Source organism: Leuconostoc mesenteroides subsp. mesenteroides ATCC 8293 (genome assembly GCF_000014445.1).
Lineage (GTDB): Bacteria > Bacillota > Bacilli > Lactobacillales > Lactobacillaceae > Leuconostoc > Leuconostoc mesenteroides.
The window spans coordinates 1283941-1303784 of the sequence record NC_008531.1 but is presented as its reverse complement, the minus strand read 5'-3'; the positions used below and the strand labels follow the sequence as shown (position 1 = coordinate 1303784).

The window sequence follows — 19844 nt, the reverse complement described above, 5'->3', positions numbered from 1 at the left end:
AAATATCACAAAACAACGAAAAAAGGATACAAATTACACTTTATTTGTAAACGCTTACATAGTATTGTTAATACATACCCTGAACTTAATAAAATATAAGGAGTCGAAAGATGTCTGATAAAATGAAGCAACGTTTTTCATACGCTTTTGGTGCATTCGGGCACGATGCGTATTATGTAACGTTATCAACATATTTCATGATTTTTGTTACAAGCACACTATTTGCGGGGAGTGATAAGGCGACTGAGTCCAAGTATATTGGTATTGTTACCTCACTAGTCGTCGGTATTCGCTTAGTAGAAATTATTTTTGATCCGATTATTGGTAGTATTATTGATAATACACGAACCAAATTTGGAAAATTCAAACCTTGGTTAGTGATTGGTGGAGTTGTCTCGGGTATATCCTTACTGGCAATCTTCACAAACTTTTTCGGTTTATCTGTTAGTAACCCAACACTCTACCTCGTACTGTTTACAATTGTTTTTATCATTTTGGATAGTTTCTACTCATTCAAAGATATTGCCTTTTGGTCAATGATTCCGGCGTTATCAACTGATACTGCGGAACGTGGTACTTTAGCAACATTTGCTCGCTTTGGTTCATCATTGGGTGCTAATGGTACAACTGCCTTGGTTGTACCTATTGTGGCATTCTTTACTGTGCTCACGGGTGGTAGTGGTAAAGAGAGTGCAACTGGCTGGTTCTGGTTTGCATTAATTGTTGCGGTTTTGTCAGCTGGTTCAGCAATAGTAACAGCTAAATTTTCAAAAGAAAACGAAACCGTTTTAAGGACACAAGCCAGCGAAAAATACAATATTATTGACGTTTTTAAGGCCATCCTTAAGAATGATCAGTTGCTTTGGTTAGCACTATCTTACATGTTTTACGCAATTGCCAACGTAGCAACCACAGGCGTGCTGCTGTTTTATTTTAAATTTGTTATCGGTCACGTAACAGAGTTTGCGATGGTTGGTGTGATTTCAATGATTACTGGTATAATTGCTGTGCCTTTATTCCCATTCTTGGCCAAAGTAATGACACGTCGTTATGTGTTTGCTAGTGGTATTGCCCTGATGGTACTGGCATATGTCATGTTTACAATAGCCGGTAGTAACTTGTGGATTGTTGGCCTTGGCTTAGTATTCTTTTATTTCCCACAACAACTTATCTTTTTGTCAGTGTTAATGACGATTACAGATTCTGTGGAGTATGGACAATGGAAAAATGGTCAGCGGAACGAGGCCGTAACACTGTCATTACGTCCGTTATTAGATAAATTAGCTGGCGCATTTTCAAATGCTATTGTTGGGTTTGTTGCAATTGCTGCTGGTATGACCGGAAATGCAACATTTAATGATATGACGGCCAGCGGCATCCATACTTATAAATTATATGCATTTTATATTCCTGCAGCATTGATGATTATTTCTTTACTTATTTTCATGTTTAAAGTGACACTAACTGAAAAAAAGCATGCGAAGATAGTTGCAGAACTTGAATTACGCTATAGCAAGAAGTAATTAGTATAATTTGAAAGGTTGACTACTCATGAAAAGAATTAAGGCACTAAACACGAAGTTTGCTGAAAAGTTTGGCCCTCACGAAACCCAACAGTATTTTTCGCCAGGTCGGATTAATCTAATTGGTGAGCATACGGACTATAATGGCGGTCACGTTTTTCCGGCTGCAATTACCTATGGGACTTACGGTGTTGCCAGAAAACGAGATGATGATCGTATTTTAGTTTATTCGGTTAATTTTGATGAAAAAGGCGTAGTTCAGTTAGACTATAAGAAGCTTGATTTTGACGAAAATGATGGGTGGACCAACTATGTTAAAGGCGTTATCGTCAAATTAATAGAGCAGGGTTATGTACTCGACACAGGATTTGATCTGTTGGTCGAGGGCAACATTCCCAATGGTGCAGGCCTTTCCTCATCAGCGTCGTTAGAGTTATTAGTGGGTGTTGTTTTAGAGGATTTGTTTGATCTGGATGTTTCTAGGTTATCATTAGTTAAAATTGGTCAAAAAGTTGAAAATGAATACTTTGGTCTCAATACTGGCATTATGGATCAGTTTGCAATTGGTTTTGGTCAAGAACAAAAGGCTATTTTGTTAGACACAAATACTTTGACGTATGAGTTGGTTCCTATTGTTCTTGGTGAATATGCGATTGTTATTATGAATACGAATAAACGTCGTGAATTAGGCGATTCGAAGTACAATGAAAGGCGCGCACAATGTGAAACTGCTTTAAAGTTATTACAAACAGAACTTAATATTAACTCATTAGGTGAATTGACTGATGAAGAATTTGATGACAATGTTGCATTAATTCACGACGAAACACTCGTAAAACGAGCACGTCATGCAGTTTATGAAAATCAGCGCACTTTAAAAGCAAAAAAAGCGTTGTCCGACGGTGATTTGCAAACATTTGGACAACTAATGAATGATTCTCATGCCTCTCTAAAAGCAGATTATGAAGTTACTGGACTTGAATTAGATACGCTAGTGCAGTCCGCACAAAAACAGCCAGGTGTTTTAGGAGCACGAATGACAGGTGCTGGATTCGGTGGTTGTGCAATAGCACTTGTTAAAGAAACAGCCATTTCCAATTTTGAAAACAAAGTCTATGATGACTATATGAATGTGGTCGGCTATGCCCCAGAATTTTACGTGGCACATGTTGGCAATGGCACGACTAAGCTTAATGATTAAGTAGATTGCTGCACAGCACTTAAATGTCCTAAAATATCATTGATCTGTTGCCATTCTAATGAGTGTTGTTCTTGGATATTGTTGAAACTTCTTCGTTTTCGATATGCACTGGGTGTTTCATGGATGAGCTCTGTAAATGAGTGGCCGAAAACAGATGGATTGCTAAAACCAACCTTTTCGGAAATTTGATTAATTGATAACTGGGTTGTTTGAAGTAATTGGCAAGCTTCGTTAATACGAAGGCGTAATAAAAACTTTTTTGGTGAAATACCTACATCTCGTCTAAAGAGTCGCGAGAGGTAAGAACGGTTGATTTTGATAGCATCAGCTATGTCAGTAATAGATGTGTCATAAGTAAAGTTATTATTGATATAGGCCAATGATAATTTAGTGTATTCTGACATGGGGCGTATTGTTGCGTTTTGATGCTCAACGACGTTCCAAGTGTTTTCCTTCATTAGCAACAGGAGTATTTCACTAGCAATTTGATTTAATCGCAATTCGGTTTGTGGCCTATGACTTGTTAACGTTAGTGATTCAACAATTAATTTAAGATAATTTTCAACAGTTGCGCAAGAGAAAGTATCATGGTGATTGCGAAAAGGCGAGAAGTTCTCAATTAATTGCGCTGTTTCAGTACCACCAATGGATATCCATGCATAATGCCACGGATTATTCAAATCAGCTTGGTAAAAAATTGTTTCATCAGGTCGTATAAGGAAAAAGTCACCTGCTTTCAGGGTATATTTATGATTCATGGTAAAGTAAGTTCCTTGGCCTTCTAAGACAAAGTGAAGCAAATAATGTGAACGTTTTAATGGGCCAGAAGCATGACCAGAAAAAGTCTTACTAACGCCAGAAAAATCAAAGAATATACTTGATTCAAGCGTGTGCTCATTAACGATATTAAATAATGATTTTTCCATAATTTAACGACCTTTTTAAAAATAAAATGATAGCGCTTCCAACATTAGTATATCATTTTTTAAAAATATTTATTGATAAGTGATAATACTTGTTATGTGTTATTCAAGTGATTTATTATTGGGTTAGATAAATAGTTTAAACAAAATTTTTAATTAAATGAAAGAGGTAGCATATGAAAGTTACAGAAGAAGTGTTTGGTACATTGCCTGATGGCGAAAAGGTAACCGCGTTCACGTTAGAAAACATTAATCATACTCAAGTAACAGTTATATCGTATGGTGCGACATGGCAGTCTTTTTCTATTGAGCGATCAGGAGAGAAAAAAGAATTGCTTGTTCAATTTGATGATTTAGAGCATTACTTAGACAATCCTTTTCATTTTGGAAATACTATTGGACGTGTGGGTGGTCGATTATCTAAAACTGCATACAATTTATCCGGCACGTCATTCACATTAACACCAAATGAAAATGGGCATGTCTTACATTCAAGTGTAAATGGTTTTGATACGATTAACTGGCAAGGAACAGCACGCAACATGGGTACCGCTGCAGAAATTGTTTTGTCACATACGTTTGAGGATGAATTTCCTGGCCAATTACAGATGAATGTGACTTACACACTTTATGACGACGATAAGTTAACAATTAAGTTTAGTGGTGAATCAACAGAACCAACACTGTATAATCCTATGACACATGTTTATTTTAATCTAGCTGGAAAAGATGCTGATATCACAAATCATGAGTTGCGAGTGGCATCTCACAAACATGTTGAAGTAGATGACGAAACAATTCCTACTGGCCGATTGGTAGAAAATCAGCATTCCAAATTTGACTTCTCACAGCTACGTAAAATTGGGGATGATCAATTTGATGACGCCTGGTTGCTAGATGAGCAGCGTGATGAAGTTGGTGTTATTGTGCAAGAGCCTGTTAGTGGTCGAACACTAACAGTCGCTTCAGATCGGAATGGTGTTGTTATTTTTATGACTAATCCAGGAATCAAAGATCACGATGATGATTGGGCAGAAAATGCACCATTCACAGCACTTGCTGTTGAAATGCAAACATTGCCGGACGCCGTGAATCATGAGGGATTTGGGGATATTGTGCTGCCAGCTAATCAGGTGAAGGAATACACGGTGACTTATAAGATAACAGATTAAATATTTCACTTGACTTTATTCAGCCTTACAGCTATGATTATCTATATTAGAACCGATGAATTGGAAAAATTACCGTCTGGACATGAAGAAATTTTGCGGAAGATGCGAGCAAAACAAAGACGTAATTTTGGACACCTTGGAGGTTGCTATTGATCAAGATAGCTCGTGGTTGCGCGTTAAGCAATTAAAGTAACATGAAAATGTTAAAATCTAAGGTGGTACCGTGCATTTGCGCCCTTAACGAGAAATCGTTGAGGGCGTTTTTTTCGGATTTTATATAGCAAGATAAAAAATAATGGAGGAAATACGTTTGCAGTGGTTGATTATTTTTGGATAGCGATGAATATGTTAACTAACATGTCGTATACTTCAAAATTCTGATAAAAAACACTAAAAACGATAACAACTATGGCAAAACCAATATTTCAACGTCCCAAAGGAACAGCAGATTTACTACCTCAAAAAACAGTACAGTGGCAACATGTAGAAGCAGTTGCCCGTGTTTTATTTGGTGACTATAATTTCAAAGAAATTCGCACACCGTTATTTGAAAATTTCGAAGTCTTTTCACGCTCAGCTGGTGATACATCTGATGTTGTGACAAAAGAAATGTATGATTTTCATGATAAGGGTGATCGTCATATCGCTTTGCGTCCGGAAGGTACCGCAGGTGTCGTCCGAGCATATGTGGAAAATAAATTATATGGACCGGAATTTGACAAACCATATAAGGCATTTTACATGGGGCCGATGTTCCGTTATGAACGGCCACAGGCTGGTCGTTTCCGTCAATTCCATCAAATAGGTGCAGAGGTATTCGGATCAGATTCGCCCGCATTAGATGCTGAAGTAATTGCGATGGTCATTGATTTTTTCCAAACGCTTGGGTTAAAAAATTTGAAAGTTGCGATTAATACCTTGGGAGATAAGGAGTCCAGGGATGCTTACCGACAAGCTTTAATTGATTATCTGAAACCTCATTTTGATGAACTATCTGCAGATTCACAAGCTCGGTTAGAAAAAAATCCATTACGTGTATTGGACTCTAAAGATCCCCGTGATCAGGTCTTTGTTGCAGATGCACCATCAATCCTGGACTTTTTGTCTGAAAAATCGACTAAACACTGGGAAAAGTTGCAAGATATTTTAACTGCATTGAATTTAGACTTTGACATTGACACAACAATGGTTCGAGGATTGGATTATTATAACGACACAATTTTTGAAATCATGACTACAGATGAAAGTTTAAAAGGCGCTGCAACGATTGCTGGTGGCGGTCGTTACTCTGGTTTGGTTGAGGAATTTGGTGGTCCGGAAACACCAGGTGTTGGCTTTGGTATTGGTGTAGAACGTTTGTTGGATTTATTGCAAGCGCAAAATGTTGCTCCAACAGAGGAACAGAATTTAGACTTTTACGTAGTTAACATCGGTGATACTACTGATGTTATCGCAACAAAAATTGTTCAAGCTGTTCGCTCATTTGGTTACGTTGCTGAACGTGATTATTTGTCAAAATCAGCGAAAGCACAATTCAAGGCAGCTGATCGTCATCATGCCAAATATGTCATAACGATTGGCGAGCAAGAACTTGAAGAACAAATTGTTAACATCAAGAATATGACCAATGGCGAACAAAAGTCTGTTCAATTGTCAGAGCTTTATACCAATTTACCACTTATCATGGATGCAGAAGGGAACAAGGAATGAAACGTACTAATTACGCAGGATTAATTGATGAAACATATTTAAATCAGACAGTCACATTGACCGGTTGGGTGCAAAAACGACGTGATTTTGGAGACTTGATATTCGTTGATTTACGTGATCGAGAAGGTATCGTACAATTAACTTTTAACGCAACAAATGCGGACGCACTAGCAGTCGCTGAAAAAGTTCGTAGTGAATATGTTCTAAAGATTACTGGGCATGTTATTGAACGTGCTGAAAATCAAATTAACACAAAAATAAAATCTGGAACAATCGAAGTCGATGTAACAGAGGCGGAAATTTTGTCAACGTCAAAAACACCACCATTTTATATTGAAGATGATGTGAATGCCAATGAAGAATTAAAGCTACAGTATCGTTACTTAGATTTGCGCCGCCCTGAGATGCAAAAAAACTTGCGCATTCGTTCAAAAATTATGAGTAGCGCCATGCATTTTATGGATACTCATGATTTTATTAACATCGAAACGCCAGTACTAGCAAAATCAACACCAGAAGGTGCCCGTGACTACTTAGTGCCATCTCGTGTTTTCCCAGGGTCATTCTATGCCTTACCACAATCACCACAATTATTTAAACAATTGTTGATGGGTGCAGGGTTCGATCGTTATTTCCAAATTGCCCGTGCTTTCCGTGATGAAGATTTGCGTGGTGACCGTCAACCAGAATTCACGCAAATGGACGTAGAAACGTCATTTATGACAGCCGATGAAATCCGTGAGTTGGTCAATGCATGGGTTAAGGCGATGATGCATGACGTTGTAGATTTTGATCTTGATACAGCTGAAATTCCAACTTTGACATGGCAAGAGTCTATGGATCGCTTTGGTACTGATAAGCCAGATTTACGTATAGCCTACGAAATCAAGGATTTGTCTGAAACAGTAAAAAATAGTGAATTTGGTGTGTTTGCAAATGCTATTAAAGGTGGCGGTGTTGTTAAAGCATTGGCTGTTCCTGGTGGGGCTGACCATTATTCACGTAAAGACATTGACAAGCTAACAAAATACATCGAACGTTTCGGTGCAAAAGGTCTAGCTTGGATGAAAGTAGCGCCAGAAGGCTTGACCGGTCCTATTGCTAAATTCTTTGATGACGAAGCACAGGCAGCATTGATTGCTTCGGCAGACGCTCAAGTCGGAGATTTGTTGTTATTTGGTGCCGGACGTGCTGATGTCGTTTCAGCGACTCTAGATTATTTGCGTCGTGAAACAGCTAAAGCATTAGATTTGATTGATCAAACGAATCCTTGGGCATTTGCTTGGATTGTGGATTGGCCATTGTTTGAATACTCTGAAGACTTTGACCGCTGGATTGCTGCTCATCACCCATTCACGATGCCAAATGAAGAAGACTTACACTACTTGAATGATGGTGAAGATCCTCATAAGGCACATGCGCAAAGCTACGATTTAGTACTAAATGGTTACGAACTAGGATCTGGATCAATTCGTATTCATCGTATGGATATCCAAGAAAAGATGCTAAAGGCACTTGGATTTACTCCTGAAAAAGCACATGAAGCCTTTGGATTTTTGCTTGAGGGTATGGAATATGGTTTCCCACCAATGGGTGGTATCGCACTAGGATTGGATCGTTTGGCAATGCTACTAGCTGGCCAAGAAAATATTCGTGAAGTGATTGCTTTCCCAAAGAATTCACGAGCTACTGAACCAATGACAGAGGCACCAACTCGTGTTGAAGGCAAACAACTGAACGAATTAGGATTGTTTGTTCCAGAAGCAGAGTAATTGTTATCAAACAAATTCGTGTTATTATTAGCTTAGATAAAACTTGGAGATAAATGTGTGTTATACATTAGATTTTTTCTCGTATAACACGCATATTGATTATGCAAAAAATTGTTCACAATTTTATGAAAAACCAATACGCTGGTCGTATTGGTGGCGCGGTATTTTATGGTGTAATCGTTGCCTTTGCAATGAATTATTTCTGGCATCCAGGGCATATTTATTCCTCTGGATTCACAGGATTTGCCCAACTTGTTTCGACTTTAACTGGCGATAGAATTCCCGTCGCTTTAGCGCTAGCCTTGGTTAACTTACCAATGTTAGCCGTTGCATGGTGGAAGTTGTCGTGGAGATTTGCTATCTTTACAACGCTAGCAGTTTTGCTCAGTTCGGCGTTAATTCCTGTCTTTGATACCACGCGTGTTTTAACAACTGACCCGTTAATAAACGCTATGTTTGGTGGCGCGCTTAATGGTATGGCGGTTGGTACAGCATTACGGTATGGCGTCGGAACAGGTGGTTTAGATGTTATTGGTCTCCTAGTTAAGAAGCATTACGGCTTTAAAATGGGACCAATTAATTTATCTTTCAATGCCTTGATTATGGTCGGTGCTGGGCTAACATATGGTTGGAAGTATGCTTTGTACTCAATTGTAGGTGTTATTATTAGTTCACGAATGATAGATGTTTTCTATACACGACAGCAGCAAATGCAAGTGATGATTATTACTACTAAACCAGATGAAATGGTGGATAGTATTCAAAATAAGCTTCGACGAGGCGTTACCATTATCGATGAGGCGCGTGGTGGTTACACTGGGAGGGAGCGTTCGGTGCTACTAACCGTTATCACGCAGCAAGAACGATTTGAGTTACGAGAAGCAATCAAAGAGGTTGATGAACAAGCTTTCTCTTCTACTTGGAAAATCGAACACACTGTGGGACGTTTCTACGAGCCAGAGTTATAGTTAATAAAAAAGGAGACAACATGATGTTGTCTCCTTTTTTTGTTCTATTTTATTTTTTACACGGTTACTGCATTTTTTGTAGAAAACTTTCGGTGAGAAAGGTAACCGAATACTATCGTGAACAAAATTGCGCCGATGGCAGCAACACGAGAGTCAGCTTGAAAGAACAAACTGGCGTAAATGCTGACGAAGAATAGCAATGTTAGTGGACTAGTCCACTTGTATCCTGGCATCAGGAAGCCATCTGGCATAAAATTAGTTGATTCACGGAATTTACGATGAGCATACATTGTCATTGCATAAACGATGATATACATGTTTGATGAGATCGATGTAATTAAACCGAATGCACTGGTAATCTGTGGTATCGAATTAATCACTGGTGATATTAACACTAAGATAGCTGTGAATATAATTGCTTTAGCAGGAACACCATTTGATGAAATTTCACGAAAATTAATCATAAACTTTGAATCTGACTCTTCAGCTAATTGGTAGAAGTGTCGTCCTGCAGAATAGATGGCTGAGTTTAAGGCTGAAGCAGCAGATGTTAGTACGACAAAGTTAATTATTGTAGCAGCCGCTTTGAATCCAGCCAATTGGAACACCATAACGAAGGGACTTGATTCAGGTGTTTTAGCGATAACATGCCAATTAATGATCGACATAATAATAATCATGGCACCTAAGTAGAAAATCAAAATACGGATAATAATTGTATTAATGGCTTTTGGCAGAACCTCACGTGGATTTTCCGTTTCAGCTGTTGTGATACCGACGAATTCCATACCTTGGAAGGCGAAAAATACCATTGGAAAGGCAGCGAAGAACATCGAAGCACCATTTGGAAATAGTGAAAAGTTTGAGAATACATTACTAAATGAAGCGACAGTATGACCACCACTTGCGGGCGCCTTAAATCCTGTAAAGATTAATATTAGACCCGTTACAATCATCGCTACAATAGCAATGATCTTAATCATGGCAAACCAGTATTCTGTTTCACCAAATACTCTGACGGCAATTAAGTTAATCATAGTTAAAACAAACAAAAAGAGAATTTGAATTATCCAAGTTTTCCAACTTGGGAACCAAAACTTAACGTAAGTTGATACGGCTGTTAATTCTGCCATAGCTACGAAAAGTAGTCCAATCCAATAGGACCATCCAGCGAAATATCCCGCTCCAGCACCAACATACTTACTGATAAAAGAAACAAATGTATGTTGGGAAGGGTCTGCATAAAGCATTTCACCAATTCCCCGCATCATCATAAAGAAAAATGCACCAAGTACTGCGTATACAATCAAAATTGATGGCCCAGTTTTAGCTATAGAGTTTCCGGCTCCCAAGAAAAGTCCTGTACCAATGGTACCGCCAATGGCAATCATCTGTACGTGCTTCTTTTTCAAACCACGTATGGTACCATCGGCATTCATCGTTGCGTTTTTTTGTTGACTCATAAATATTATGCCTCCTCGATTGATAACAATTCTAACACAGTTATCATTAAACCCTCATTTATTAGTGAACAAAAAATAGGGTAATCTATTGTGCATTATGCCTAATCAAGTAACAAAAAAGCTAATTGAATATCGACCAAAACATCAGGCATGTCAAGGTTAACATCTAATAACTCAGATATTTTTTTCAAGCGATAATTAATGGTATTCCGGTGTACAAACATATCAGAAGCGACGGCTGTTACATTTTGATGTAAGAACATATAGGTTTCCAAAGTTTTGAGAAGACTTGGATTGTCTAAAATTGGGCCTAGAATTCTTTCCACAAAAGCATCGCTCTCTTGCTTGGGTAACAAGTTTAACATTTCTTGGGCACTCTTGGGTCTAAATCGCATAATCGGATGTGCTACTGATGTCAGCTGAAGCGCATGGTTAGCTTGTTCATAAAGATCTGCTAATGCACGAATGGGTTCTGCGACTCGAGAAAAGCCGATGGTAAAGTTATATTCTAACTTTGATTGTGATGTTAGAAAATCGTATAGTTCTTTGAGAAATGCGCGTGTATCAATTTTGTTATCAACTAACAAAATCAGTTGCTGTTTATAGGAAAATAGGAGTACAGACCAGTTTGATTCGTTAACAAACCAGCGTGTCAGTGCTTGTAATATTTCAAATTGATGTGTTTCAATGACTGTTTTTTTCGCTGTAAAGTCAATAACCGCTACGCGATAGGGATTTTTAGAATCAATATTTGCGTTCTTTAGATAATTGTCAATCGCGTCATCACTTAGCCCGTGTTGCATAATGTTCAAAAAGAAGCCAGAACGGTTGCGAAACTCAGTTTCATTTAACAAATCGGTTCTCGAATTTGAAAATCCCAATGCAGTAATTACTTGTTCGCGTTTTAAAAGTTCAAAATCTGATAGTGTCTTATTCGAACTCATAATAGCTGCAAAGGCTTTATTTTCGTTTAGAGCAGAAAAAATGGGAGAAATCTCGAAAATTGTATTATTGAAGGTAACGTGCACTTTTTGAGTTAAATTCAAATAATCAATTCCAGATTCTTCTCGTAAAAATTTGGTGAAAAAGTCACGTTGTGGAAGTAAATCAGTACTGGCATATAAGGCACGAAAATGTGAGTCCAACAAGGTTAGTGGTGCTTCTAAAATTTCCGCGCTAAGATTTAACAGATGCTGATAAGTATTATTAGTTTGCATCGTTGACAACTGATGATTAATATTAACAATTTGATGCAGTTCACCCGTATGAGTGTTCAGAATAATATCAGTAATATTTTGAATTGTTTGTGGCATCAATTCATCAGTTGGGGTCATGAGGATTGGTACTCGACGTTTGTTGGCTAATATAATAATATCACGTGGCAGCTGTGATAAATGCCGGTTCGTCTTAATGCCCAAGCCAGCAGCATTATGATGATCTAGCGCGATAATTAAGTCTCGCAGTAATGTCCAATCTTCTTTGAACAAAAAGCCGGTAGTGAGCAGTAATTGACCAGGAGCAATATATTCATCAAAATCTGGTGCATCAATCATACCCACTTGGTTGATCTCGCGATTGAGCCCTTCGGCGCCTGCTAAAATTGGGTATTCTGCTAATACGGGGTTAGCTAATAATTCTTTAACGTTCATAATCGACCTCCAATTGTGTTGTTACTATTATGCCATGTTTGCTTATTGTGTACAAATAAAATTAAAAAAGTTGTGCAATATGACGATGATTATTTTTTATGCGTTCGTTACAGTAAAGAAAACATTATGAGGTGAGCGTATGCAACGTACAGAAAAGAAAATTGTCAGTAATATTTTAAAGGGATCCTTAGGTAATTTAATTGAGTGGTTCGATTGGTATGTTTATGCCTCGTTCTCTATCTATTTTGCCCCATCATTTTTCCCAAGCCATGACAAAACGGCCGCATTATTAAGTACGGCAGGAGTCTTCGCAATTGGCTTTTTGATGAGACCTCTAGGAAGTCTAGTGTTACGGTAAATATGCGGATCAACATGGTCGACGGGCCGCATTAACCTTATCAGTATTGATTATGGCCGCAGGATCGCTTGTAATTGCGATAACACCTAGTTATCATGTAATAGGAATTGCTGCACCAATCATCTTGGTGTTGGCAAGGCTATTCCAAGGATTATCGTTGGGTGGAGAATATGGTACTTCAGCAACTTACCTTTCTGAAATGGCCAGCAGCGGGCATCGTGGCTTTTATGCTTCATTTCAATATGTAACGTTAATCAGTGGACAGCTCATTGCCTTGGGTGTTCAAATTATTTTACAATCAGTATTATCAGAAGAGATGTTGACTGACTGGGGTTGGCGTATTCCATTTGTTATTGGTTCTCTGGGAGCCATTGTAGTATTGTTCCTTCGTTTGAGCATGGAAGAATCTGACCAATTTAAGGCACAAAAGAAAAACAATAATGGTAGTCTACGACTTTTGTTAAAGTATCCAAAATCTGTCATGACGGTAGTTGGATTAACACTCGGTGGGACAATCGCTTTCTACACTTATACAACTTATTTACAAAAATTTATGATTAATTCTGTTGGGTTACCAACACAAGAAGTCACACTGATCAACTTTGCAGCATTATTTATTTTTATGATTTTACAACCTATCGCCGGTGCATTATCGGATAAAATAGGTCGTAAACCATTATTGTTTTGGTTCGGTATTATGGGGACAATATTTACAATTCCTATTTTTCTCACTTTGCAACAAGTGAAAACGGGGATGGGGGCTTTCTTACTCATGCTGGCTGGATTAATTATTGTTACAGGTTATACGTCAATTAATGCAATTGTTAAAGCTGAAATGTTCCCAACTGAAATTCGTGCATTAGGTGTTGGATTGCCTTATGGCTTGACGGTCGCCATTTTTGGTGGCACGGTTGAATACGTTGCCTTGTACCTGAAAAAAATAAATCACGAAAATTTGTTTTTCGTCTATGTTACTGTGGTTGTGTTCATTAGTTTGCTAGTTTATTGGCGCATGACGGATACAAAGCACACATCTAAGCTTGATCACTAATTATGTTGGAAATTGCTATAAAATGCATGTTTACAGTGTTTATAGTATTGACGATTACGTGAAAGTCTGTCATAATAGATAAGTATTTACTGCATGTCGTTTAACGAAATAAAATGCGAGAAAGGAGGGTTATCACATGGCAAAGGTCATCGTACGTAAGAACGAATCTTTGGATGATGCATTGCGTCGCTTCAAGCGTGGTGTTTCAAAAGACGGTACTCTCCAAGAATACCGTAAGCGCGAATACTATGTTAAGCCTTCAGTTGCTCGTAAATTGAAGTCTGAAGCAGCACAAAAGCGTAACAAGAAGAAGGGTCGTTAATTCGATTCTAAAACGTCACTTAGGTGGCGTTTTTCTTTTATGGTAGAATAACAATAGATTAAATTTTGAAAGGTTGATATACATGAGTTTATTAGAAGAGTTAAATAATGATATAAAGCAGGCCATGAAAGACAAAAACAAAGATGTTTTGTCAGTGATTCGCATGGTTAAATCAACGGTTATGAACGAGCAGATTAATTTAGGCCATGATTTAACAAAGGAAGAAGAATTAACAGTCCTCTCACGTGAAGTTAAACAACGTCAAGATTCGTTGACAGAGTTTGAGAAAGGCAATCGAGAAGATTTAGCTGCTGGTATTCGTGCAGAGCTAGCTATTTTAGCAAAGTATTTGCCAGAACCTTTGAGTGACGAAGAGATTATCGAATTGGTGAAGGACGCAATCCAAAAGACGGGCGCTACATCTCCAAAAGATATGGGCAAAGTGATGGGTATTGTCACGCCTCAAGTCAAAGGAAAAGCTGACGGTAAATTTGTTGCTAATCAAGTGAAAAATCTGTTAAAAGGTTAATTGACCGTTATAGATTATGTAAACCACACATGGTAAACTATAAGTATTATAAAAAGTGCGTGATGTTGCGTACGTTAAGGAAAACGCTATGAATCCAAAAGTTGGAACAATAATTAAAGCAAACGTTACTGATGAAAATGAAAAATATTTCTTTGCACAAGTCGACGGCTTTACATATGAAATTGATAAGTCAGAACTTGAGAAGCCTCTCAAAATCGGTGGATTTGTGACTGGCTTTGCATATGAAAATGAAGGACACAAATTACAAATTACCAAGAAAACGCCTGCTGTACAGAAATCAGTATACGGTTGGGGAACAGTCGTAGCGAATCGACATGATTTGGGCGTCTTTGTTTCAATCGGTTTGCCGAATAAGGATATCGTTGTTTCTCTTGATGATCTACCAACGATTTCAACACTTTGGCCACAAAAAGGCGACAAATTGATGATTGCCATTAAAGAAGATCATAAAGGCCGTTTGTGGGGTGAAATAGCACAACAGCATATTATTAATGCTGTATCGCGTCGCGCACCGGAAAGTATGAAGTCGACCACAGTTAAAGCCACAGTTTATCGTAACAAAATGGCAGGTACTTTGGTTATTACTGATGAATATTATCTTGGTTTTATTCATCCTTCGCAACGTGACGATGAGCCACGTTTAGGACAAGTTGTAGATGCACGTGTTATCGGCGTCCGTGATGATGGCACATTAAATCTATCACTGAAACCTTTGGCCTATAAGACCATGGATGAGGATGCACAATTCTTATTGTTGCAATTGCAACGACGGGCGGATCATTTCTTACCATTCAATGATAAAAGTAACCCAGAGGCAATCAAGCGTCAATTTGGATTTAGTAAGAGTCAGTTCAAACGAGCCTTGGGTCATTTATACAAGGATAGACTAATTGAACAAATTGACGATGGTATAAAATTAGTTGAGAAATGATGCAAGAAATTGACAATGCGATAGTGGATTATCTACACTATATTCGAATTGAACGTGGCTTATCTGAAAATACAATTAAGAGTTACCACCAAGATTTGGTACAATTTGGTGAGTATCTAAATGGTGAGAAACTGGTGCTTGATCAAGTTGATCATATTGTTATCTTGTCGTGGTTGAATAAACTCAGAGATCTAGGAAAATCCAATAGTTCAGTGATTAGAATGGTTACGACATTGCGTAACTTTTTTGGCTATTTAGTGCGAGAAAAAGTCGTCGCTCATAATCCAATGAATGATGTTCGCCCACCCAAAAAAGCAGAGCACCTACCAGCAGTTTTGAGCATAGAGGAAATTGACCGTTTATTACAAGCACCGATAGAAGATACACCACTTGGTCTTCGAAATAGAACATTGCTAGAAGTGATGTACGCAACTGGTTTGCGTGTCAGTGAATTGGTTAATTTAAAAATGAGTGACCTTCATTTGCAATTGGGACTGATTCAAACACTCGGAAAAGGTGACAAAGAACGTATTATTCCAATTGGTGAAATTGCGATTGATTGGCTGACTCGATATTTTAATGAAAGCCGTATCGTTTTACTTAAAGACAAAGAGTCTCCTTATGTTTTCTTAAACGATCGTGGAAATCAAATTTCACGACAGGGAATATGGAAGATTATAAAAAAGTTGGTAACAACTGCTGGAATAACTAAAGATGTTTCTCCCCATACACTTCGTCATTCTTTTGCTACCCATATTTTAGAGAACGGTGCTGATTTGCGTATAGTTCAAGAATTATTGGGGCATGCGGACATTTCGACAACACAAATTTATACCCATATTTCGAAAAAAAGACTTAGTGAAGTGTATGATGAATACCACCCCAGAGCGTAAAAATTATGTTGACACAATCAAGACAATCAGATGAAAAAACAATTATGGGTATTTTATCGTTGCTGCCAGGGCTACGTGAAATATCTCATTTAAATGCGGAAATAGCATGGTATCATGATAATGAAGCAAGATCTTTATATGTTTGGCAAAAAGAGTCTCAAGGACAAGTACTTGGTGTTCTAGGTGTTGAGATTTATAATAATAATATTGCTATAATTCGTCATGTTGCCTTAACCCCAGAGTCACGCAGTGTCAGAAACTACTTCGACATGATTTCTGATTATCAAGAGCAACATTCTGAAGCCTTCTTAATGGGTACCTTGGATAATCAAAAGTTAATTAACAAATGGAGAAAAGCAACATCGCGAAAAACGGTCTAACAATTAAATTAAGTGATTTTGAAGGGCCAATCGATCTGTTATTACACTTAATTAAGAAATCCGAGATGAATATTTTTGATTTGAAAATTGCTGACATTACATCTCAGTATTTAGATTTTATTCATGCACAACAGGCTATGCAGCTTGATGTAGCAAGTGAATATTTAGTGATGGCTGCTACTTTAGTTAAGATAAAGTCCGCTGATTTGTTACCAGAAGAAGAGCCAGATGATTATGCCGTAGATGAAGAGTATGCGGATCCACGTGAAGAGCTGATGCTACAATTATTGACCTACAAACAATTTCAAGTGGCAAGCGAATCTTTGCGTGAACGTGAACAATTAAAACAACAATCCTTTCCACGTACTCAAATGAAGGCTCCTGATAATTTGAAACATCCCATAACTTTAGCTCCTGGTTTATCGTTAGGGGATTTACAAACAGCATTTGCTCAACTATTGCGGCGAAAAAAGCAGGAAAAGCCCATCAGAAGGCATGTTACTGCGGAAACATATTCTCTTGAGGAAGCTGTTAACAACATCAATAAACATTTCTTACAGCATCAAACGGGGGATATGATTCCATTTGCTTCTTTTTTTGATGATATTTACGAGCGGGAGCATTTGGTAGTCACCTTTTTGGCGTTATTAGAAATGGCCAAAGATAAAAGATTAAAATTACACCAAGAGCACCAACAACAAGAAATTTATGTAGAAATTGAGGCGTTTGGCGAAGATGAATAATTTAAGTCAAATAGAAGCACTATTGTTCGTATCTGGCGATGAGGGCATTTCCGTGAAAAATATGAGCATTATCACTGGATTTGATCGTTCAGCAATACAAGGATTGCTTGAAGAACTTGTGTTAAAGTATGATACTGATTTAAGTAGTGCATTACAAATTCGTGAAAGTGACGATGTGTATCGCCTAGTGACTAAACCGGAACTTGGTGGCACAGTAAAACAGTATTTTGATTCACCTGTAAATGCAACATTATCGCAAGCACAACTCGAAACACTAGTTATTGTCGCTTATAAGCAACCAATTACACGTGTTGAAATTGATACAATTCGTGGTGTGCAATCCTCAGGAACTTTACAGAAGCTAGCATTACGGCAACTAGTCCACGAAGTTGGCAGAAAAGACGAACCAGGACGTCCCATCATGTTTGGTACCACCGATGAATTTTTGGATTATTTTGGTTTGAAAAGTATTGAAGAATTACCTCCGTTACCTGATTTTAATATGTTAGATTTAGGTGATGATATTGATGGCGAACTATTTACGAGTGCATTTGATGTACATCAATCAGAAAGTGAAAAAGAAAATGTCTGAAGAAGCACAGAGACTGCAAAAAATTATTGCCCAAGCGGGTCTAGCGTCCCGACGGGGCGCAGAAGAATTGATCATCAATGGGCGTGTCCAAGTTAATGGGCAAACTGTTACCGAATTAGGTACGAAAGTTACTGCAAATGATAAAGTACAGGTCGACGGTGCGCCAATTGAAGGGCGTGAGAAGTTAGTTTATTACCTGTTAAATAAGCCTCGTGGGGTTGTGACAACCAATGATGATGAAAAAGGTCGTCGTACGGTATTGGATATTTTAGAGGATGTGGATCAACGTGTTTATCCAGTTGGCCGTCTAGATTATGATACAACTGGTGTTTTGTTATTAACAAATGATGGTGTAGTGGCTAATCAATTAATGCATCCTAAAACTAAAGTCGATAAGACTTATGTTGCAAAGGTTGAAGGCATTGCAACCGAAGAAAAGCTAGCTCCTTTGAAACGTGGAGTGGTCCTAAAAGGACGTAAAACTGCGCCAGCTCGTGTTTCCATTGAAAGAATTGAGCCGACAAAAAGAACAAGTATGGTCCGTCTAACTATTCATGAAGGCCGTAATCATCAGGTCAAAAACATGCTCGCAAAGGTTGGCCTACCAGTGCAAAAGCTTAAGCGTGAGCAGTATGCCTTTTTTGATGTCACTGGTCTACAGCCGGGCGAGTATCGTAAATTAACAAGCGTAGAGATCAAACGCTTAAAGGCACAAGATTACAAATTGTTGCGTCGTAAGTAACACCGTGATACAATAAAATCAAATTTAATAATAACTTCAGGGTCGGGTGTAAGTCCCAACCGGCGGTGAGACATGAATTTTCATGGTAAGCCCGCGACCTGCTTTTGCAGCTGATCTGGTCAAAATCCAGAGCCGACCGTAAAGTCGGGTATAAAGAAGTCTAAAAAAGAAAGTGAAAGCTGCATTTTTTGTTGTACCCTGACAAAATCTGTGGTTTTTTGTTTGCATCTACTGGTGAGGTGAGCAAACAAGAGGAAAGAAATATGTCAATTATTCCTGTAACGCGAGTGCAACGTACTACATTAATTGCAATACTAAGCGCTATTTCATTTGGTTTGATGCTGTTTCCCCAAGTGCCAATCATTCCTAGTGCCGATTTTTTGAAACTAGATTTTTCAATCGTACCAGTTGTCATTGGCTTATATTGGTTAAATTATTCTGCTTCACTGTGGGTCATTTTAATTCGTACCTTGCTAAAGTTAATTTTGGCAAATGAGGGGGTTAACACTTATTTAGGACTACCGGTTAATTTACTGGTTGTTTTGGCCTTTATCACAGTCTTAAAAATTACAATGCCCAACCTTGAGCAGTATAGTAATTGGCAAAAAAAAATCCTGCCGTTAATAAGCAGCACGTTTGTCATGACAATTGTTGCGATTGTCATCAATTGGTTTGTAGCTATACCTTTGTATGCGAGGTTTGCTAATTTCGACATTGCTAAATTCATTGGTTTAAAAAACTATTTTATCGGTATGGTATTACCGTTCAATCTTATCGAGGGTATTATATGGTTTGTCGTGAGTATGATCATATTAAGGGCAATACAGCCGCTCCAGAGAAGGTTTCATTCTTAACAAAACATTATGAGCAAAGTCGGTGTTGGTGTGGTAAAATTTTATGT

At 38.1% G+C, this 19844-nt stretch carries 18 protein-coding genes, 1 pseudogene and 1 riboswitch; of the genes and pseudogenes, 16 read left to right on the top strand and 3 right to left on the bottom strand.

The window, feature by feature from the left end; all coding sequences use genetic code 11:
- Positions 1-110: 110 nt before the first annotated feature.
- Both LEUM_RS06415 and LEUM_RS06410 read left to right on the top strand, forming a co-directional pair.
- The gene (locus LEUM_RS06415; protein ID WP_011680024.1) at positions 111-1523 is read left to right on the top strand and encodes a glycoside-pentoside-hexuronide (GPH):cation symporter; all 1413 of its coding nucleotides are present in this window, start codon (positions 111-113) and stop codon (positions 1521-1523) included.
- 28 nt (positions 1524-1551) lie between these two features.
- Positions 1552-2724: a galactokinase gene (locus LEUM_RS06410; RefSeq protein ID WP_011680023.1), complete on the top strand. Its 1173-nt coding sequence runs from the start codon at positions 1552-1554 to the stop codon at positions 2722-2724.
- Here LEUM_RS06410 and LEUM_RS06405 read toward each other — a convergent pair.
- Positions 2721-3650, bottom strand: coding sequence for an AraC family transcriptional regulator (locus LEUM_RS06405; RefSeq protein WP_011680022.1), 930 nt, complete (start codon positions 3648-3650; stop codon positions 2721-2723). The two genes, LEUM_RS06410 and LEUM_RS06405, sit on opposite strands and share 4 nt — an antisense overlap.
- Positions 3651-3823: 173 nt before the next feature.
- On the opposite strand from LEUM_RS06405, the gene LEUM_RS06400 reads away from it, so the two are divergent.
- The 4 genes from LEUM_RS06400 to LEUM_RS06385 all read left to right on the top strand — a co-directional run bounded on the left by LEUM_RS06400 (position 3824) and on the right by LEUM_RS06385 (position 9269).
- On the top strand, positions 3824-4819 hold the full coding sequence (locus LEUM_RS06400) for an aldose epimerase family protein (RefSeq protein ID WP_011680021.1): 996 nt from the start codon (positions 3824-3826) through the stop codon (positions 4817-4819).
- 408 nt (positions 4820-5227) lie between these two features.
- On the top strand, positions 5228-6529 hold the full coding sequence (hisS, locus tag LEUM_RS06395; RefSeq protein ID WP_011680020.1) for a histidine--tRNA ligase: 1302 nt from the start codon (positions 5228-5230) through the stop codon (positions 6527-6529).
- Complete coding sequence (gene aspS / locus LEUM_RS06390; RefSeq protein ID WP_011680019.1) at positions 6526-8301, top strand: aspartate--tRNA ligase; 1776 nt, start codon at positions 6526-6528, stop codon at positions 8299-8301. The genes hisS and aspS overlap by 4 nt, the downstream gene beginning before the upstream one ends.
- Before the next feature lie 101 nt (positions 8302-8402).
- The gene (locus LEUM_RS06385; protein ID WP_002814812.1) at positions 8403-9269 is read left to right on the top strand and encodes a YitT family protein; all 867 of its coding nucleotides are present in this window, start codon (positions 8403-8405) and stop codon (positions 9267-9269) included.
- A 56-nt stretch (positions 9270-9325) separates the two neighbouring features.
- Here the strand turns inward: LEUM_RS06385 and LEUM_RS06380 are convergent, their stop codons facing one another.
- Entirely contained in the window at positions 9326-10732 is a 1407-nt protein-coding gene (locus LEUM_RS06380; protein WP_011680018.1) for an amino acid permease, read from the bottom strand.
- Between the two features lie 101 nt (positions 10733-10833).
- Positions 10834-12381, bottom strand: a complete 1548-nt coding sequence (locus LEUM_RS06375; RefSeq protein ID WP_011680017.1) for a PucR family transcriptional regulator — start codon at positions 12379-12381, stop codon at positions 10834-10836.
- A gap of 139 nt (positions 12382-12520) precedes the next feature.
- Here LEUM_RS06375 and LEUM_RS06370 point away from each other — a divergent pair.
- The 10 genes and pseudogenes from LEUM_RS06370 to LEUM_RS06325 all read left to right on the top strand — a co-directional run bounded on the left by LEUM_RS06370 (position 12521) and on the right by LEUM_RS06325 (position 19797).
- Positions 12521-13790 (top strand): annotated as a pseudogene (locus LEUM_RS06370) (MFS transporter).
- A gap of 136 nt (positions 13791-13926) precedes the next feature.
- Positions 13927-14112 carry a 30S ribosomal protein S21 gene (gene rpsU, locus LEUM_RS06365; protein ID WP_011680015.1) on the top strand — a complete coding sequence of 62 codons (186 nt, stop codon included), beginning with the start codon at positions 13927-13929 and terminating at the stop codon, positions 14110-14112.
- A gap of 82 nt (positions 14113-14194) precedes the next feature.
- Positions 14195-14641: a GatB/YqeY domain-containing protein gene (locus LEUM_RS06360; protein ID WP_010289446.1), complete on the top strand. Its 447-nt coding sequence runs from the start codon at positions 14195-14197 to the stop codon at positions 14639-14641.
- An 88-nt stretch (positions 14642-14729) separates the two neighbouring features.
- Complete coding sequence (locus tag LEUM_RS06355) at positions 14730-15593, top strand: CvfB family protein (protein ID WP_011680014.1); 864 nt, start codon at positions 14730-14732, stop codon at positions 15591-15593.
- On the top strand, positions 15590-16486 hold the full coding sequence (gene xerD, locus LEUM_RS06350; RefSeq protein ID WP_041775244.1) for a site-specific tyrosine recombinase XerD: 897 nt from the start codon (positions 15590-15592) through the stop codon (positions 16484-16486). The genes LEUM_RS06355 and xerD overlap by 4 nt, the downstream gene beginning before the upstream one ends.
- Before the next feature lie 5 nt (positions 16487-16491).
- Positions 16492-16866, top strand: a complete 375-nt coding sequence (locus LEUM_RS06345; RefSeq protein ID WP_010293841.1) for a hypothetical protein — start codon at positions 16492-16494, stop codon at positions 16864-16866.
- On the top strand, positions 16833-17609 hold the full coding sequence (locus tag LEUM_RS06340) for a segregation and condensation protein A (protein ID WP_010293839.1): 777 nt from the start codon (positions 16833-16835) through the stop codon (positions 17607-17609). The genes LEUM_RS06345 and LEUM_RS06340 overlap by 34 nt, the downstream gene beginning before the upstream one ends.
- A complete protein-coding gene (gene scpB, locus LEUM_RS06335; protein ID WP_010293836.1) occupies positions 17602-18201 on the top strand; it encodes an SMC-Scp complex subunit ScpB in 600 nt (199 codons plus the stop codon). Before LEUM_RS06340 ends, scpB begins: the two co-directional genes overlap by 8 nt.
- Entirely contained in the window at positions 18194-18943 is a 750-nt protein-coding gene (locus LEUM_RS06330; RefSeq protein ID WP_011680011.1) for a pseudouridine synthase, read from the top strand. The genes scpB and LEUM_RS06330 overlap by 8 nt, the downstream gene beginning before the upstream one ends.
- Positions 18944-18971: 28 nt before the next feature.
- A riboswitch (FMN riboswitch) is annotated at positions 18972-19108 on the top strand.
- 98 nt (positions 19109-19206) lie between these two features.
- Entirely contained in the window at positions 19207-19797 is a 591-nt protein-coding gene (locus tag LEUM_RS06325) for an ECF transporter S component (protein ID WP_011680010.1), read from the top strand.
- The last annotated feature ends 47 nt before the right edge of the window (positions 19798-19844 follow it).

Excerpts from the sequence above, each read along its gene's own strand:
- LEUM_RS06415 (WP_011680024.1), top strand. The coding sequence starts at position 111 with ATGTCTGATAAAATGAAGCAACGTTTTTCATACGCTTTTGGTGCATTC.
- LEUM_RS06410 (WP_011680023.1), top strand. The coding sequence starts at position 1,552 with ATGAAAAGAATTAAGGCACTAAACACGAAGTTTGCTGAAAAGTTTGGC.
- LEUM_RS06405 (WP_011680022.1), bottom strand. The coding sequence starts at position 3,650 with ATGGAAAAATCATTATTTAATATCGTTAATGAGCACACGCTTGAATCA.
- LEUM_RS06400 (WP_011680021.1), top strand. The coding sequence starts at position 3,824 with ATGAAAGTTACAGAAGAAGTGTTTGGTACATTGCCTGATGGCGAAAAG.
- hisS (WP_011680020.1), top strand. The coding sequence starts at position 5,228 with ATGGCAAAACCAATATTTCAACGTCCCAAAGGAACAGCAGATTTACTA.
- aspS (WP_011680019.1), top strand. The coding sequence starts at position 6,526 with ATGAAACGTACTAATTACGCAGGATTAATTGATGAAACATATTTAAAT.
- LEUM_RS06385 (WP_002814812.1), top strand. The coding sequence starts at position 8,403 with ATGCAAAAAATTGTTCACAATTTTATGAAAAACCAATACGCTGGTCGT.
- LEUM_RS06380 (WP_011680018.1), bottom strand. The coding sequence starts at position 10,732 with ATGAGTCAACAAAAAAACGCAACGATGAATGCCGATGGTACCATACGT.
- LEUM_RS06375 (WP_011680017.1), bottom strand. The coding sequence starts at position 12,381 with ATGAACGTTAAAGAATTATTAGCTAACCCCGTATTAGCAGAATACCCA.
- rpsU (WP_011680015.1), top strand. The coding sequence starts at position 13,927 with ATGGCAAAGGTCATCGTACGTAAGAACGAATCTTTGGATGATGCATTG.
- LEUM_RS06360 (WP_010289446.1), top strand. The coding sequence starts at position 14,195 with ATGAGTTTATTAGAAGAGTTAAATAATGATATAAAGCAGGCCATGAAA.
- LEUM_RS06355 (WP_011680014.1), top strand. The coding sequence starts at position 14,730 with ATGAATCCAAAAGTTGGAACAATAATTAAAGCAAACGTTACTGATGAA.
- xerD (WP_041775244.1), top strand. The coding sequence starts at position 15,590 with ATGATGCAAGAAATTGACAATGCGATAGTGGATTATCTACACTATATT.
- LEUM_RS06345 (WP_010293841.1), top strand. The coding sequence starts at position 16,492 with ATGTTGACACAATCAAGACAATCAGATGAAAAAACAATTATGGGTATT.
- LEUM_RS06340 (WP_010293839.1), top strand. The coding sequence starts at position 16,833 with ATGGAGAAAAGCAACATCGCGAAAAACGGTCTAACAATTAAATTAAGT.
- scpB (WP_010293836.1), top strand. The coding sequence starts at position 17,602 with ATGAATAATTTAAGTCAAATAGAAGCACTATTGTTCGTATCTGGCGAT.
- LEUM_RS06330 (WP_011680011.1), top strand. The coding sequence starts at position 18,194 with ATGTCTGAAGAAGCACAGAGACTGCAAAAAATTATTGCCCAAGCGGGT.
- LEUM_RS06325 (WP_011680010.1), top strand. The coding sequence starts at position 19,207 with ATGTCAATTATTCCTGTAACGCGAGTGCAACGTACTACATTAATTGCA.